Raw genomic sequence first — 15,409 nt, forward strand, 5'->3', positions numbered from 1 at the left:
GTAATGAAGAGTCCGGATAGTCCCAAGGCGATGGTCATTGGCGGTTCTCTGGGCGGCCTGTTTGCCGCCACAGCGTTGCGCGCGATTGGCTGGCAAGTCGATGTTTTCGAGCGCTCCCCCGCAGCCATGGATAGCCGTGGCGGTGGCATCGTTCTGCAAGCGGATGTCCTGCAGCATTTTCGCTATGCAGGCATTCAACAGACTCATCCGCTGGGTGTCCGGTCTCATGATCGTCTGTATCTGGATCAAGCCGGTACCGTCTTGCATAAAGAACCGTTGCCACAAACCCAGACGTCGTGGAACACCGTGTACAACCTGTTGTATGGCGCATTTCCTGCCAAGCATTACCACCGCGGCAAGACGTTGGTGGATCTGACTCAGAACGAGCAACGAGTCACGGCGTTGTTTGCCGATGGCAGTCGTGCCGAAGCAGACCTGCTGGTGGGGGCCGATGGTGCAGGTTCTTCAGTGCGCAGCAGGGTGCTGTCCGGGGCCCAACCCTACTATTCGGGCTATGTGGTCTGGCGTGGGCTGGTTGACGAAGACCGACTTCCAGACTTCGCCAAGACGCAACTTTACGAGAGTTTTGTCTTTCAACAGGACCCAGGATCGCTGATGTTGGAATACATGGTGCCGGGTTTGAACGGCTCCGTTGTCCCAGGCGAGCGTCGGTTCAACTGGCTGTGGTATTTGAAAGCCGCCCAAGGGCCGGAACTGGACGCCGTGCTCACTGACCGCCTCGGCCAGCGGCGTAGCCACTCCATTCCACCGGGGAGCCTGGCTGCGGAGCAGGAGGCTTACCTGCGGGAGATTGCAGAGCGGCATGCAAATCCGGCCTTTCGCGAGCTGATTCGCCAGACCAGCGATATTTTTGTCCAGGCAATTGTTGATCTGCACGTTCCACAAATGGTTTTCGGGCGCGTGCTGTTGACCGGCGATGCCGCGTTTGTGCCGCGACCCCATACCGCTGGAAGCACGGCCAAGGCGGCCCGCAATGCATTGTTCCTGGCGCAGGCCATTGACGACAGTGGCGACCTCGACAAGGCACTGCAGACCTGGCAAAGACAGCAGCTTGCAGAAGGTCAGCGCATGGCGGACTGGGGAGTGAGCATGGGCAATCGGATCATGGGTATCACGTCATCCTGATCCGGCGGCTCGGGCCGGGTTTAATCCATCCCTGATTAAGCACAGTCATGCAAGACCCACAATGCATGGGCATGCACAGTCGCTACCTTCCCCGTACGTTCCAGGATGCCGTTTATGGACAAGTTGCTGGCGCTCAAAATGTTTGTCGAAACCGTACGCTGTGGGGGTTATTCGTCAGCGGCGCGCAAGCTTGGCATCTCCACTTCGTCCGTGACCCGGCAGGTAGCAGGGCTGGAAAGTGAACTGGGTGCAAGCTTGCTCAATCGCACCACGCGCAGCACAAGCGTCACGATGGCGGGGCAGCACTATTTCGATAAAGCCTTGGCAATCCTTGAGGCCATCGACGAGGCCGATGCCGTGGTGACCGACCGTGGCAGCGAAGCCCAGGGACGCTTGCGGGTCAGTGTCCCGGTGGAGTTCGGTCGACGCATTATCGCTCCGCATCTGGGACGACTGCTTGATCGTCATCCTGGCCTTGAGATCAGCCTTTCACTGAGCGACGAGGTCAGTGACCTTCTCAGCCAGCAAATAGATGTATCAGTGCGCCTGGGTTCATCGGTGATCAATGAGGATATTGTCAGCAAGCGACTGGGGTGTTTCGAGCGATGGGTGGTGGCCAGTCCCGACTACCTGACACGCGTTGGATTACCCCGAACCCCTCGCGACCTGTTAGAGCATCAATGCCTGCGTTTTGATTACCGCACAGCCCACCAGAACTGGACATTTCAGGGGGCTGAAGAAGTCATTCGCCTGGATGTGCAAGGCCGGCTGCAAAGTAACAACGCCGACATTTTGCGAGAGTCGGCACTGGCTGGCGCAGGGGTGACGCTATTGGCAGATTGGCTGGTGCGCGACGATGTCAACGCAGGTCGTTTGACGCGCTTGCTGGAGCAATATGAAGTCAACCCCGGCAGCGCGAGCGCTTGCATCAATGCGCTGTACCTGCCCAATCACCGTGGTTCCAGTCGCATCAATGTATTCATTGAGTTTCTTCAGGAAATTCTCACGCCCTGAGCGAGAGTTGTGGACTCGCTATTGCTGCTGATTTCTGCGCAACGAGCAACGGCTTGGTGAGCGCGTACTCTTCGCCCTCAGCTATCCAGCCACGGCAAACCCGACTATGCTTTTCGTCTATCTTTTCCCTGCTTCTTTATGTGCGGTCTGAATGAAAATTGATGATATCGATGCCTTCGTGGCGGTGATTCGTTGCCAGTCGATCAGCCATGCGGCGCATTCTCTGAACCTGACTCAACCGGCGATCACCCGACGGGTGCAGAATTTCGAGCAGGCGCTGGGTGTCGAGTTGTTCGACCGCAACACCAAGCCGCTCAAGCCGACGCAGATGGGCAATCAGGTTTACCAGCGCTGCCTGTCGATCCTGCGCGAGATGGATGCCTTGCGTGAGCTGGTCGCCAGCGATACGCCGCCCAGCGGTTTGCTGCGCCTGGGTGTGCCGCAAACCATTGGCGATGTGGTGTTGCTCGATGCTCTCAAACAGATGCGCAGCCAGTTCCCGGATCTGCGCGCGCAGGTGTCCACTGGTTGGGGCAGTCAACTGGTGAGCAAGATCGAGAACGGCGAACTGGACGCCGCCGCAGCGCTGTTCCCGGCGGGCAAGATCTTCCCGGAGAACATCATTGGCGAGTCCATCGGCAAGATGGAGCTGGTGGTGGTCTGCGCACGCTCCGCTTTGCCAAAAGGCTCGGTGAAACTGGCGGACTGTTATGAACAGGGCTGGGTGCTCAATCCTGATGGCTGTGGTTTCCGCGCGGGCCTGCAACGAACCTTGTCGGATCAGGGCCTGAGCCTGAAGGTCAATCTGGAAACTTTCGGCACTGAATTGCAGCTGGGACTTGTAGCCGACGGCATGGGCCTTGGCCTGGTGCCGCGTCCATTGCTGGAGCGTAGCGTCCATCGTGAGCAACTGGCAGTGTTGCCAGTCAAGGATTTCAAACCGGTGATGGACCTGTGGCTGATCTACCCGCGCTTCCTCGGTAACCTGCAAGGGCCGGTCAGTTCCTTTGGCGAACTGGTGGCGCACTCGTTGAAACAGGTCAAAGACGCGGCCTGATTGAAAGCAATTGCAAACACATGCATTTGAATTTGAAATCACTCTTCTGTAGGAGCTTGCTTGCTCGCGATGCGGTTTTCCTATCGATGCAGTGTTGTCTGACCTGACGCTATCGCGAGCAAGCTCGCTCCTACAGAGGGCTGAGCTTGCTGGCGGACAGCGTTGTGTCAGGGCTTACCTGCTAGCGCTTGTCTTCCCCATATTCCTTGTGGAGTTCGTAATCCAGTCGATTGCTTGATGAGCCGCCTTTCTGGGGCGTTTCGTCGAAGTGCTCCCATTCGGCTTGCTGGAAGCGGAACAGGCTGTCGTCTTCCGGTGCTTCGCGTTCGCCATACTCGTGAATCGAGTAATGCAGGTACTCGACCTTGTCGCCCCAGTCCGCTTGCAGCAAACCGTCGGCCGCCAGGTCGCGATACCAGTCGTTTTCCTTCTCGCTGGCCTTCTGTTTTTTGTTGTGGTCAACGAAGTAGCCGATGATCCCGCCGATAACCGCCAGCACCACCCCGACCAGAAAGAACGGGCCGGTCAATGCGGCCGCCGAGCCTGCCCCGACCAGAGCGGCTGCGCCCAACACCCCGGCCGAAGCGCCGAAGGCACCGGCTGCGATTTGCAGGCCGCCCGCCGCCTTGGCCAATGGGTCACCGGTTTCGATGCCGCTTTTGATGGTGAAGGCGCCGAGCACGATGTCGGCGAAGCCACCCACCACGTCGGTAGCCGGGCCGAGCACTTTGATTACCGAACCTGCGATCTTCGCGGATTTGCCAGGGGCCAGTTTGGCAGCGCCCGAGCCTGCAACCGCATCGTCGATGTGCTGGCTGATGCCGTCCTGGACCGAGTTCAGCGATGCAGTGTCCGACAGGTCTGTAGGGTCAAAACCGGGCACATTTTTCAGCGTCTGTTCAATTTTGGTGGTCAGCTCGCCGGGCATTTTGGTCAGGCGATATTCCATCTTGCCTTCCTGAACACCGCCTTTGCCCCAGATCTCCGGAACGGTCTTGTCCAGGCCAAGGAAGTCGACCATGCCGCCTTTGCCCATCAGGTTGGCTACTGCATCGCCGACTCTGACAAAGTGGCTGGAAGCCCCGGCGAAACTGAGGAAGTCCTTGGCAATCGCCAGACGCTGAAGCGGGGTTTCCGCCAGCTTTCCGCCATTGCCTGCCAACTGATAAATCCCGGAAAACAACGAAACACCAGCCCCCATCGAACCCAAAATGCCTTTGCTGTTCAGAGCGCTGAACACTTCGCCGAGCTTGCCGCGTTCGGCTATCGGCACATACGGCTTGGACAACGCCGTCTTGATATCCGCCTCGGAGATGGTCCCGCCGTTTTTGTAGACCTCACCGAGCTCCTGCAAGGCCTTGGTCACCGCTGACGACTTCTCTTTACCCTGCATGCCTTCTTCAAGAAATTTCTCGATGGTCTCCTGAGTACGACGCGGCAGGTCGAGCAATTCGCCTTTGAGCACACTTTTCAGCAGGCCGAACATATCCTTGGTGGCCAGCTCGCTGTTCTCTTCGGAGATCTTGCTCGGGTCGGCGATCAAGTCATTGAGGTCGCTGGTCAACCCGTCCGCCTGAATAGATTGTGCCGCCTTGGTCGCAGCATCCGGGTCGAACATCGACAGAGAGGTCAGGGTGTCGCTCAGGTCCTGTTGCGCTTCATGGGCCTTGCCTTGCTTCTGCAGGTCCTTGAGGTAGGCGATGTAGTCCGGGTTATTGGTCAGGTCGAGGAGTTTCTGTTTGATCTCATCCTTGTTGGGGATGCGGTTGATGGCGCCATCCATCTTCGACTTGTAGTCGGCCTGCACCGTGGGGTCAGAGAACAGCTTGCCGATCTGTTCCTGTAATTTGGGGCCGTCGATGATGTCGTGCATATCGGCCGAAGACAGCTCGGTCTGCTTGTCATCGAACACTCGCCAGGTCCCACCGAACGCGCCGGGTTCTTCCTCGTAGCCGGTCAGGCCGCGACCGTTTTGATACGCCGCCTGAGCCTCAAGGGCGCGGACCAGCTGCGCCCGCGGGTCATCCTTTGGAATCGAACCGTCCTTTACACCTGCGCGATAAGTGTCGAGCAGTTCTTTGGTAGCGAGTTCGCTGACGGTCAGTTCGGGGGATTTATCATCATCGGGATCGGCTTTGACGCCGGTGCCGAGGTTCAATACATCCAGCTCGTCGTTGGACGGCAGATTGAAATTGCCCCGGGTGCTGTCGACATCGCCGGCAGTCCAGGCTTCCCACTTCGCGACGACATCGTCGTACAGCTGCGGGCTTATCTCTTTAGACACAATCACTTTGCCTTCGCTGGTCTCATAGCGGATAAGACCGTTACCCAGATCGTCGGGGGAGCCGAAGGTGATGTCTGTGTTCTTGAGGAAGTCGTTAGGGCCGGCCAGCTTGTAGCCTTCGGATTCGCTGCTGTGAATTTTGCTCCAGGTTTCGTTGGCGGTGCTGGCGCTTTTGAACAGTTCAGGGGTGAGGTCTTTGGACACCACTACATTCTGACCGTCGTGGGTTTCGTAGGTCAGGGTTTCGCCTTCCTGGCCGACCGTCCAGAAGAAGTTCTTGTAGTCGTTAAGGCCGGGTAATTCAGTGCCCTGATCGGCGAGGGTGGCACCTCCGGAAATCGCCGTATTGATATCGCCTGATTTGGCCGGGTCATTGATGACTTCGTGAAGAGCGGCCAGATAGTCGAACAGCTTGGGGTTGTCATCGCGGGCCACTACGACTTTCTCGTTGCCGTTGTCATAGCGAATCAGGCCGGGACCGACTTCATCGACTGCACCGACTGCTGTGCCGTTGTAGGGCGGCCAGGCTTCGTTATCGGTGGCGCGACGATAACCGTCCGCTTCACTGCTGGTGATGCCACTAAGGCTGGCATAGGCGTCGTTGACCTTGTCGAACAGCGCCGGGTTATCGCGTTTGGTGACCACGTACTTGTTGCCGTCCTGCGAGACATAGCGAATCACACCAGGGCCCATCTCTTCGGCAGGCCCGATCGCCAGATAGTCACCCAGTTTCTCAGGCCCTGCCTGATCGGCGCCCAGCCACTGATAACCGTCAGCCTGACTGGCGACCACGCCGGTCAACGACTTGAAGTCTGCCGAGACTTGTTTGAACAGCTCCGGGTTGTCCTGCTCGGCAAGAATGAGCTGCTGGCCGTCGCTGGTCACGTAACGAATCAACCCGGAGCCCATTTCGTCAGGCGGGCCAATGGCCTTGTAGCCGTCCAGGGTTTCTGGGGCTTTAGCGTCGGCGGCGGCCAGCTTGTAGCCTTCACTGGCGCTCTGCTTGATGGCTTGCAGAGCAGGGCGATCTTCAACCACCTGCTTATAGAGTTTTGGGCTGGTGGATTTGAGGACCAGTACCTGATCGCCACTTTGCGTGACATAACGGACAGTGTCCGCCGCTACCGTTCCGGGTTCTTCAATGGAGACATAATCCTTGAGCGCCGGGGCCTTTTCGTCAGCGGTAGCAGGGCGATACTGCTCGGCGTTTTTTTCACTGCTCTTGAGCAACGCAGTGAAGGGCGTTTTCGGCAGTGGGTTATTACGCGTTAACGGTTTGGCGTCGGCCGTGCGGCTCAAAGGAAGCGTCGACATCAGGGTGAACTCCAGTTAATGACATCAACCATTAATAACAATAGCGACGTCATGAGGACGATGAGTTATCGACCAGCGCGCTACACGCCCGCCCGTCTTTACTGCCCGTCATTATTAAAGTGACTTGTAGCTCGTTCTTTATACGGCGAACTTCCAGTGCAGAAAGTGTGATGCAGTGCTCACTACCATCCGGAGAACTCGCGTCACTCAATTGCGCGCATCATCGGGAGGGTCAGCCTCGGCGGTTGGTTTTCACCCGTCAATGATGGAAGTGTCGATGAAAGTGCCTGAAAACAGTACCACGGCCGGGGACTGGGGAAGGTGGTGAAAGATGGAATTCACAACTTTTCACAACCGTTAAGAGGTTTTATGTGAATGCAGACGCATGATTTGACTGGTTTTTTTCAGATGTTTTGTGTGGATGTGCTGTCCTGAGAGGTTCGGAGACAGCATAAAAAAACAAAGTTCAACCGCAACTAATAATAAATTTAAAAGAGCGGTTTGGCTGAGTAAACTCAGATGGCGGCATAATGATATTGCACTCTTTGCGACCCTCGCGTCGTCAACTTTTCAAGCTTTCACAAGTTTTCACAGCAGGGCCTAATTTCAGTTGCGTACTATTGATTCATGCAAAACAGCTCAGGCACTGAAGTGAGTTTGTAATATTTAAGTCCTACTGTAGTGCATGCAACAACAGATCGCCGCTCAGCGGCTGAAGACATCCCCATCCCTGTAAGGAGAAACAAAATGGCAGACGTCCCTCCAGTAAGCTCCGGCGGCGCAGATTCGGCAATCGCCAAGATGGAAGCCACTTTCAATATGGCAATCGAGAAGTCAGCAAAGATCACCGAGCTGACCACAGCCAAGAAAGCTGAGCTCGACGCAACCAAACAACGTCCTCAGAACTGACGTTGTCATGCGGGCAGCTGCAAGGCTGCTCGCATGCCGTTCATTTCCTCTCCAACGCTGCATGCCAACCGTTTTGCCCGGCGCTTGATTCGCCCCTGAATACGCATCCCACTGGGGTAATTCGATCATGACTGCTCTGATTTCCTTGACCTCGATGCCTGATTCCACGGCTTCGGGCAAGAGCACTCCAGTGCTCAATATCACCCACGGTCTGCATCAAGGGGTTTGCCTTTCCCTCGACAGGTCCGTCTACATTATTGGCAGTGCCGCCAACGCTGATCTCTTGCTCAGCGACGCAGGCATTGCCGAGCGGCACATGGCGCTGCGTTTCGCCAACGGTCAGGTGGCCGTCGAAGCAATCGGTGGTGATGTGCTCGCCTTTGGCAGCCATGGCCGGGAAATCAAAATCCCCGCTGGCAATGGCCACCGCGCCCGATTGCCCCTGGATATCCGGATCGGTGACGCGCGTCTGACGCTGACCAACGCAAGCGGCACCCAGCCAAAACCTTCTCCTGCCCGCACGACACCTGCCTGGCTGCGCAAACCACAGTGGGTCATTGCGCTGCTGCTGATGTTTCTGTGCGTGGGAGCGTTTGCCTTTCGTAGCGAGCCGGTTTCGCCGTTAGCCATGGCAGACAAAGATGTTTCGCCTGCGCCGCAGGCACACAAGCCATCAGCGACTGCGGCTGAAGCAGGAAAATGGCTGCAACAGCAACTGGCTGCGGCCAACCTGAAGCAGATCAAGGTCAGCGAAGTCGAGGGCCAGCTTGGCGTCGCAGGCACTTATGACCCTGCACAGAAAGGCCAATGGCGCAGTGTGCAACAGGCGTTCGACGCCCGTTTTGGCCAGCAGGTGGTGCTGCATCCTGACGTGACAGCGCGAAGCGAGATCGCCAAGCCGCGCGTGCGTTTCCAGGCGGTCTGGTTCGGCCCCAATCCTTACGTGATCAACGACAGCGGCAAACGTCTGTACCCAGGCGCAGCGCTGGCCGATGACTGGACGCTGGACAGCATCGAAAACAATCAGGTGATTCTCGCCCGCGGTGAAGAGAGGTTCACCTTCACGCTATGAGAATTGACCCGCGCCCGCTGCTGCCCACTACCCCCGAGAAAACCCCAGCGGTCGAAAGCGTTCAGCCTGCCAGTCAGCGTCAGGGCGCGCGCTTCGAAGCTGTCCTGAACAAGCGCGAAGTCCTGGCGCGTCGTTCTCTGCGTGGCGATGTCGAGCAGTCGGCCAACACCAGCGCAGTCAATGCTGAATTGTTCGGCTGCACTCGCTCCCTGGAAATCCTTGAGTACGTCCTCAACAACGTGCTGCCGGAACTGGATGCAGAGCCAGAGATCCGGGCCTTGGCCCATGAATTGATCAACGAGGAAATTGATCTGCGCCGCAGCCTTGAGCAGCAACGTGCCGAGGTGCAAGCGTGATCAGCAAGGAAGAGCAAGACAGCGTCGAGCTGCTCAAGGGGCTCGGTGAGCTATATCGACGCAGCGGCCAGTCGCAACGAGCGCTGGTGATGCTGCTGATTGCCGTGCAACTGGCGCCGGATGACAGCTCACTGTTGCGCAACCTGGTGATGGCGTTCACCGACAGCGGTCAGGCAGACCGAGCCCTTGCTGCGCTGGACCGGTTACATGAATGCGAAGGGGAATCCCCTGGTTTGTTGTTGCTGCGCAGTCGCGCCCTGTGGAGCGGCGCCCGCAAGGAAGAAGCGCGGCAATGCTTCAAACGCTACCTGATCGCCCGGAGAGCCGCGCAATGATGGTCCTGAATCGCCTCAACAGCCTGGCCCAGATGGCTTCCAAACGCAGTGACATCATCATTGTTGCCTTTATGTTGATGGCCATCGTGATGATGATTATTCCCCTGCCGACCTGGCTGGTGGACGCGCTGATCGGCCTGAATATATCCCTGAGCATCCTGATCCTGATCGTGGCGTTCTACATCTCTCACTCGGTGGAGTTTTCGGCGTTGCCGCCGTTGATTCTGCTCAGCACCCTGTTTCGTCTGTCGCTGTCGATCACCACGACGCGTCTGATCCTGCTGGACGGGGACGCCGGACACATCGTCAAAGCCTTCGGTGATTTTGTGATCGCCGGGCAAGTCGTGGTTGGTCTGGTGGTGTTTCTGATCATCACCGTGGCGCAGTTCGTGGTGATCACCAAGGGTGCGGAGCGGGTAGCGGAAGTGGCGGCACGCTTTACTCTGGACGCCATGCCCGGCAAGCAGATGAGCATCGATAACGACCTGCGCAACGGCGATATCGATCAGCCGGAAGCACGCCGCCGCCGTTCCCGTCTGGAGCGCGAAAGTCAGATGTTCGGGGCCATGGACGGCGCCATGAAGTTCGTTAAAGGTGACGCCATTGCCGGTCTGGTGATCCTCTCGGTCAACCTGCTGGGCGGGATCATGATCGGCATGCTTGAGCGCGATATGGCATTTGGGGCTGCGGTGCATACCTATTCGCTGCTGACCGTGGGCGATGGCTTGATCGCCCAGATTCCGGCGCTGCTGATCTCGGTCGCGGCCGGTACCGTGGTGACCCGCGTCAACAGTGATGGCGTGAAGGGCAACCTGGGTACCGAGATCCTCGTGCAGCTGGGCGCCAGCCATCGGGCGTTGACTTTGACCGCCCTGATCCTGCTGGGCGTGGCCCTGCTGCCGGGGTTCCCGGCGTATGTTTTTGTCGGGCTGGCGATGATTTTTGGTGTGTCGGCTTTCGTCATCTACCGCCGGGAACAGCGTGCCGATGACGCCCCCACTGAAGAACTCGTCGAGGCTGTCGAGCCTGAGGTCCTGGCCGAGGAACAGAGCGAGTCCTTTGCCAAACCACTGGACAGCCGCATCCTGTTGACCATGGGTTCAGCATTGGCCCAGGCCGCGCCCGAGCATCCACTGCGCCAGCGTATCGAAGCCCTGTGCCACGAAATTCGCGGTGACCTGGGCCTCGAAGTTCCGGTTCCGGATATCTATGTGGACCGCGCCATGGACGCCAATCGTTTCGTTATCGAGCTGGAAGGCGTCCCGGTGAGCGAGGGTGAATTACCTGCCGACTGCCTGTTACTCAAAGGCGATCCGGTGCACGCGCAGTTGCTGGATATACCAGTGCTGGAAGCTGATTCGCCCTTGAGTCGTCGTCCGGCGCAATGGATCGAACGGCATCACGAAGACAGCCTGCGCGACGCCGGGATTGGCTTCCTGTTTACCGACGAAGTGCTCCGTGCCGTGGTGGATCGCACCTTGCGTCGCTACGCCGCAGACTTTTTGGGCATCCAGGAAACCCGGACGATTCTTGAGCGCCTTGAAGGTCACTACGGCGAACTGGTCAAGGAAGTACTGCGCATCGTGCCCTTGCAGCGGGTAGCCGAGGCTTTGCGTCTGTTGATTGCTGAAGGCGTGTCGATCCGCAATCAACGAGCTTTGCTGGAGGCCATGGTGGAATGGGGCAGCCGTGAAACCGACGCGAGTCGTCTGGCCGAGCACCTGCGAGCGTCACTGGCGCGGCAGATCAGCCATCAGTACGCCGACCGTAACCGGGTGATCAGCGCCTTCGTATTGGCCCCGGCGGTGGAAGAACAACTGCGATCCGGCCTGCGCCGTCAGGACAACGCCCGTGAGTCGATTCCGGAAGCAACCAATCGTGCGCTACTGACCCAACTGCGTCAGGTCTGTGAGCGTCTGCAAGAGGACGATTGCCCAGTGCTGCTGGTCCACCCTGAGTTGCGCCGTGGCCTGCGCCGCCTGGCGGTGCGAGGCGAACTGGAGTTGGCGGTGCTGTCGTTCCGCGAGCTGGCCGGCGAATACAACTTGCAGGCGGTGGGCAGCATCAGCCTGACCGATATCACTCATCGCCGCACAGCCAGCGGCGTTCCGACCACTCCCATGGCGACCGCTTCATGACCTGTTTTTCCCTGTTTCGACTGCCTGTGCGTATTGGCTTTCTGCTGGTCGCTTGCTCGATGCTGCTGCCAGGACTGGCCAGTGCCCAGAACATTGCCAGAGGCAGTACCGGCACTATCGACCTGGCGCCAGGAGAAGGGCGCATTCTGCATTTCAAGGCGCCGGTGGATTCGGTGCTGGTGGCCGAGCCTGGTATCGCCGATCTGCAAGTGGTATCGCCAGGTGTGATCTATATCTTCGGCAAAGCTGCTGGTCAGACCAGCCTGATTGCGCTGGGGCCGGAAGGCGAAGAACTGGCAAACCTGAGTCTTGCGGTCAGCAGCGGCACCCAAACCGTGGCCCGGCCTTTGAAAGATCTGCATCCCGGTAGCGAGGCGCAGATTACCGGGGCAGGCAATCGCGTGGTCGCCAAAGGTGTGGTCAAAAGCGTCGGCGAAGCGACTGACTTGAACGCCTTGCTCAGCAGCGAAGGCCAGGACTTCAAAACCTCCTTGAACGGTGCTTCGTATGCGGGCTCCGCACAGGTCAACATCCGCGTGCGCTTTGCTGAAGTGTCGCGCTCCGAGCTGCTGCGTTATGGCGTCAACTGGAACGCGCTGTTCAATAACGGCACGTTTTCCTTCGGTCTGCTGACAGGTGGCGCGCTGGCGGGTGACGTGGCCAGTGGTGCGTCAAACGTGGTCAGCGCAGGCCTTGCTTCAAGCAATGTCAACATCGACGCGATGCTTGAGGCGCTTCAAAGCAATGGCGTGCTGGAAGTCCTTGCCGAGCCGAACATCACAGCCATGACCGGCCAGACCGCCAGCTTCCTGGCCGGCGGCGAAGTGGCCGTGCCGGTGCCGGTCAACAGCGATCTGGTGGGTATCGAATACAAGCCCTATGGCGTGTCGTTGTTGTTCAGCCCTACGGTCTTGCCCAACGATCGCATCGCCCTGCAAGTACGTCCCGAAGTCAGCAGCCTGATGGGCGGCAGCACGGTCAACGTCAATGGCTATCAAGTGCCGTCGTTCCGCGTGCGCCGTGCCGATACCCGGGTGGAAGTGGGCAGCGGGCAGACGTTCGCCATTGCCGGTCTGTTCCAGCGTGAAAGCAGCCAGGACGTCGAGAAAGTGCCGATGCTGGGCGATATGCCGATCCTCGGCAATCTGTTCCGCTCCAAGCGTTTTCAGCGCAATGAAACTGAATTGGTGATTCTGATCACGCCGTATCTGGTCCAGCCGGTGCGCGCTCGGACGCTGGCCACGCCACTTGATGCCCGGCCCGCTGGCGCGACCACCGCCTCAACCGGACCGCGCAACAACGGCGTGTTCGGCTTCTACATGAACTGATCGAGGAGCGACCATGAACCGAGCAAGCTGTCGCACAGCGAACACAGAACTTGTAGGAAACGCCGAACCTGTGGGAGCGGTGCTTGCCCGCGATAAGGACGCTGCGGATCTCAGGTCTATCGCGTCCAGCCTTATCGCGGGCAAGCACCGCTCCCACAGGTTTAGCGGTGTGTTCATAAGTAGCGTGTTGCTAGCCTTACTCACCGGCTGCAAAACCCACCTGGATCCGGCTTCCTATTCCCCTGATTATCAGACGCTGACCCGTGCAGACGGCCGGGTCGAGTTGATCCCGGTGGAGTGCCTCAAGCCCTCCGCCGAGGACCAGTTCGGTACCGACGAAGAACAATACGTGTCATTGCTGCCGCCGGGTTGCGCCAACAACCTCACCCTGCTGCAGATGGTCGAGCAACGCTCGGATTTGCTGCAAGGGCGCCAATCAGGTCCCACCATGGCCGCGCCCGTGGGCCGAGCGGCGCAGGTGTATATCGACGGTTATGACCGGGAAGAGCTGCGTCGCCGCCAGGCTGAACAAGAGAAAAACGCCAACACCCAGGAGGGCCGATGAACTGCGTCTTCTCAGTGGGTATCGACCAGCCCCAATTCACGGGCCTGAACGACCGGGTCCTTGATGGCCTTGATGCGTCGCGCCTCGGTCACCAGCTTCTTGCGTTCACTGGCGGGAATGTCTTCCAGGCGCATGGACTGGACGTCCTTTTCACGACCGGCCAGCACCGTAATCAGCAACTCATTGCGCTGGTGACGGGGCTGCGCACGGGGCGATTCACTGACCGCACGAATGTTGTCCAGAGCCAGTTGCGACTGGTCGCCCAAGGCGTAAGCCAGGGCCAGATTACAGCGGGTATCCAGGTCGTTGGGCGCCAATGCCAGACTCTTGCCGAAGGCAGTCTGGGCTGCGTCGGCATGACCGAGCAGGATTTGCGCGATGCCCAGACGGTTGAACGCATCCGCCTGGCCAGACAGTGCGGCGGCCTGGGTCAAGGCACTGACCGCCCGTTCCAGTTTGCCTTGGCGCAACTGCGCGGTACCCAGCCCGAGCAGGGCGTCGGCACTGTCAGTCTTGAGTTCAAGGGCTTGCTGGTAGGCGCGTTCGGCACCTCGGGCATCGCCGCTGGCCAGCCGGGTTTCACCCAGTTTGAGCCAGGCTTCGATCTGCGCTTCGGGTTGCTGCGTCGCCTTTTCATAGAGGGCCGCCGCACTGTTGGAGTCGCCGCGTTTCTGCAGGTCGCCAGCCAGTTGCATGAAGCGTTGATAGCCGCCGTCGGAAGCGGGTTGAGTGGCGCAGGACGCAAGCGTGACGGTGGCAAGCAACAGCAGGCTGGACGCAAAACGAGTGGGCATAAACAGGACTCTTCAGGCGTGAGTGGCGAGGCGCAAGACCTTGTGGAAACCGCAGCGGTTCAACTGCATCCGGATGCTCGACGAGGCGGTCATTTTATCGACTTGAGCCTGAATAGCGACCGTTATATGTGCGGTTTTTCGGCCCGGTTCCGGGCTGCCAGCTCGCAGGCACGAGGGCTGTGTCATGGGTAAAAACTACTTGGTTGTCTGCCTGCTGATGCTGCTGATGATCACCACCATCGCACGCGCGCAGGACGAACAGGCCGACGCCAATCCGGACTGGTTCGCCAAGCCTTACGCCTATGTTCTGGTAGAGCAGGACGTGCGCTCGGCACTGGAAGAATTCGGCCACAACCTGGGCCTGATCGTGGTCATGTCGGACAAGGTGCGCGGCAAGTCGCGGAGCAATGTGCGGGGTGAGTCTGCTGGCGAGTTCCTGACGTTGCTGTGTGATTCCAACGGCCTGAGCTGGTACTTCGACGGCAACATCTTGCACCTCACCGCCGACAGTGAGACCGGCACGCGGTTGTTCAAGGCCCAGGGGCAAGCCCTCGTTCAACTGCAGGACTATCTGGCCAGCCTTGATGTGTATGGCAAGCAGATGTCAGTGCGTCCCGGCCCCGATGGCAATGAGCTGTTTGTCTCAGGGCCGCCCGCGTATCTGGCGATGATCCAGCAACACGTCGATCACCAGCAACGCCCTGCGCCTGTCCAGCAAGTGGCGCGTGAGCGTGGCGTGCGGGTGTTCCGTGGGGGTGTGGTTACAGAAGTAAGCAACTGAGCTCAACAACTGAGCTCTGCAACTGAACCTCAACGGCAATCCCTTAACCGCTAATACATCAACGACGAAGGAGAAACACCATGTCAATCAGCCCAGTAGACAGCAGCACCAGCAACATCACCGCGACGCCGGAAGCGCAGTTCAATGCGGCGGTGGACAAGTCCAAAGAAGCGGAAATGAGTGATGAGGAGCTCACCGAGGCCCTCATCACCCAGGCCGTTACCATTGGCGGGCAGTTCATCATCATGCCCAAAGCGCAGGAAATGCTGAACGAAGCCCAGTCCTCGGAAGATGACGAATAATAAAGGCCGCGATC

Annotated in this window: 14 protein-coding genes; 12 read left to right on the top strand and 2 right to left on the bottom strand. The window is 58.7% G+C overall.

The genetic code is table 11. The features are described from left to right. The first annotated feature begins 3 nt into the window (after window positions 1–3). The 3 genes from IV01_RS18880 to IV01_RS18870 all read left to right on the top strand — a co-directional run bounded on the left by IV01_RS18880 (window position 4) and on the right by IV01_RS18870 (window position 3,217). A complete protein-coding gene (locus tag IV01_RS18880; RefSeq protein WP_032626980.1) occupies window positions 4–1,146 on the top strand; it encodes an FAD binding domain-containing protein in 1,143 nt (380 codons plus the stop codon). A 114-nt stretch (window positions 1,147–1,260) separates the two neighbouring features. Further along, window positions 1,261–2,160, top strand: a complete 900-nt coding sequence (locus tag IV01_RS18875; protein WP_032626982.1) for a LysR family transcriptional regulator — start codon at window positions 1,261–1,263, stop codon at window positions 2,158–2,160. A 151-nt stretch (window positions 2,161–2,311) separates the two neighbouring features. Then, the gene (locus IV01_RS18870; protein WP_032626983.1) at window positions 2,312–3,217 is read left to right on the top strand and encodes a LysR family transcriptional regulator; all 906 of its coding nucleotides are present in this window, start codon (window positions 2,312–2,314) and stop codon (window positions 3,215–3,217) included. A gap of 181 nt (window positions 3,218–3,398) precedes the next feature. Here the strand turns inward: IV01_RS18870 and IV01_RS18865 are convergent, their stop codons facing one another. Next, window positions 3,399–6,815, bottom strand: a complete 3,417-nt coding sequence (locus IV01_RS18865) for a hypothetical protein (RefSeq protein WP_032626984.1) — start codon at window positions 6,813–6,815, stop codon at window positions 3,399–3,401. A gap of 747 nt (window positions 6,816–7,562) precedes the next feature. Here IV01_RS18865 and IV01_RS26835 point away from each other — a divergent pair. From IV01_RS26835 to IV01_RS18835, 7 genes are all read left to right on the top strand, one after another. After that, window positions 7,563–7,724: a hypothetical protein gene (locus tag IV01_RS26835; RefSeq protein WP_195758758.1), complete on the top strand. Its 162-nt coding sequence runs from the start codon at window positions 7,563–7,565 to the stop codon at window positions 7,722–7,724. A 127-nt stretch (window positions 7,725–7,851) separates the two neighbouring features. Continuing rightward, window positions 7,852–8,796, top strand: a complete 945-nt coding sequence (locus IV01_RS18860) for an FHA domain-containing protein (protein WP_032626986.1) — start codon at window positions 7,852–7,854, stop codon at window positions 8,794–8,796. Then, a complete protein-coding gene (locus tag IV01_RS18855) occupies window positions 8,793–9,152 on the top strand; it encodes a hypothetical protein (RefSeq protein ID WP_032626988.1) in 360 nt (119 codons plus the stop codon). The genes IV01_RS18860 and IV01_RS18855 overlap by 4 nt, the downstream gene beginning before the upstream one ends. Beyond that, entirely contained in the window at window positions 9,152–9,487 is a 336-nt protein-coding gene (locus IV01_RS18850; protein WP_032627042.1) for a type III secretion protein, read from the top strand. The genes IV01_RS18855 and IV01_RS18850 overlap by 1 nt, the downstream gene beginning before the upstream one ends. Beyond that, on the top strand, window positions 9,484–11,625 hold the full coding sequence (gene sctV, locus IV01_RS18845; RefSeq protein WP_032626990.1) for a type III secretion system export apparatus subunit SctV: 2,142 nt from the start codon (window positions 9,484–9,486) through the stop codon (window positions 11,623–11,625). The genes IV01_RS18850 and sctV overlap by 4 nt, the downstream gene beginning before the upstream one ends. Window positions 11,626–11,684: 59 nt before the next feature. Further along, window positions 11,685–12,953, top strand: a complete 1,269-nt coding sequence (locus tag IV01_RS18840) for a type II and III secretion system protein family protein (RefSeq protein WP_154232189.1) — start codon at window positions 11,685–11,687, stop codon at window positions 12,951–12,953. Window positions 12,954–13,122: 169 nt separating this feature from the next. Further along, on the top strand, window positions 13,123–13,518 hold the full coding sequence (locus IV01_RS18835; protein ID WP_032626994.1) for a hypothetical protein: 396 nt from the start codon (window positions 13,123–13,125) through the stop codon (window positions 13,516–13,518). A gap of 11 nt (window positions 13,519–13,529) precedes the next feature. Here IV01_RS18835 and IV01_RS18830 read toward each other — a convergent pair whose 3' ends face one another. Next, window positions 13,530–14,312 carry a tetratricopeptide repeat protein gene (locus IV01_RS18830; protein WP_032626996.1) on the bottom strand — a complete coding sequence of 261 codons (783 nt, stop codon included), beginning with the start codon at window positions 14,310–14,312 and terminating at the stop codon, window positions 13,530–13,532. 217 nt (window positions 14,313–14,529) lie between these two features. Here IV01_RS18830 and IV01_RS18825 point away from each other — a divergent pair, with 217 nt between their 5' ends. Next, complete coding sequence (locus IV01_RS18825) at window positions 14,530–15,093, top strand: type III secretion protein (protein ID WP_418903513.1); 564 nt, start codon at window positions 14,530–14,532, stop codon at window positions 15,091–15,093. An 80-nt stretch (window positions 15,094–15,173) separates the two neighbouring features. Beyond that, complete coding sequence (locus tag IV01_RS18820; RefSeq protein ID WP_032626999.1) at window positions 15,174–15,395, top strand: hypothetical protein; 222 nt, start codon at window positions 15,174–15,176, stop codon at window positions 15,393–15,395. The last annotated feature ends 14 nt before the right edge of the window (window positions 15,396–15,409 follow it).

The sequence above is a fragment of the Pseudomonas syringae genome, from assembly GCF_000737245.1.
Classification (GTDB): domain Bacteria; phylum Pseudomonadota; class Gammaproteobacteria; order Pseudomonadales; family Pseudomonadaceae; genus Aquipseudomonas; species Aquipseudomonas syringae_J.

Bases quoted from the DNA above. Each gene is read 5' to 3' on its own strand.
- sctV (WP_032626990.1), top strand. From the start codon at position 9,484: ATGATGGTCCTGAATCGCCTCAACAGCCTGGCCCAGATGGCTTCCAAA.
- IV01_RS18825 (WP_418903513.1), top strand. From the start codon at position 14,530: ATGCTGCTGATGATCACCACCATCGCACGCGCGCAGGACGAACAGGCC.
- IV01_RS18830 (WP_032626996.1), bottom strand. From the start codon at position 14,312: ATGCCCACTCGTTTTGCGTCCAGCCTGCTGTTGCTTGCCACCGTCACG.
- IV01_RS18860 (WP_032626986.1), top strand. From the start codon at position 7,852: ATGACTGCTCTGATTTCCTTGACCTCGATGCCTGATTCCACGGCTTCG.
- IV01_RS18870 (WP_032626983.1), top strand. From the start codon at position 2,312: ATGAAAATTGATGATATCGATGCCTTCGTGGCGGTGATTCGTTGCCAG.
- IV01_RS18855 (WP_032626988.1), top strand. From the start codon at position 8,793: ATGAGAATTGACCCGCGCCCGCTGCTGCCCACTACCCCCGAGAAAACC.
- IV01_RS18840 (WP_154232189.1), top strand. From the start codon at position 11,685: ATGCTGCTGCCAGGACTGGCCAGTGCCCAGAACATTGCCAGAGGCAGT.
- IV01_RS26835 (WP_195758758.1), top strand. From the start codon at position 7,563: ATGGCAGACGTCCCTCCAGTAAGCTCCGGCGGCGCAGATTCGGCAATC.
- IV01_RS18865 (WP_032626984.1), bottom strand. From the start codon at position 6,815: ATGTCGACGCTTCCTTTGAGCCGCACGGCCGACGCCAAACCGTTAACG.
- IV01_RS18820 (WP_032626999.1), top strand. From the start codon at position 15,174: ATGTCAATCAGCCCAGTAGACAGCAGCACCAGCAACATCACCGCGACG.
- IV01_RS18875 (WP_032626982.1), top strand. From the start codon at position 1,261: ATGGACAAGTTGCTGGCGCTCAAAATGTTTGTCGAAACCGTACGCTGT.
- IV01_RS18880 (WP_032626980.1), top strand. From the start codon at position 4: ATGAAGAGTCCGGATAGTCCCAAGGCGATGGTCATTGGCGGTTCTCTG.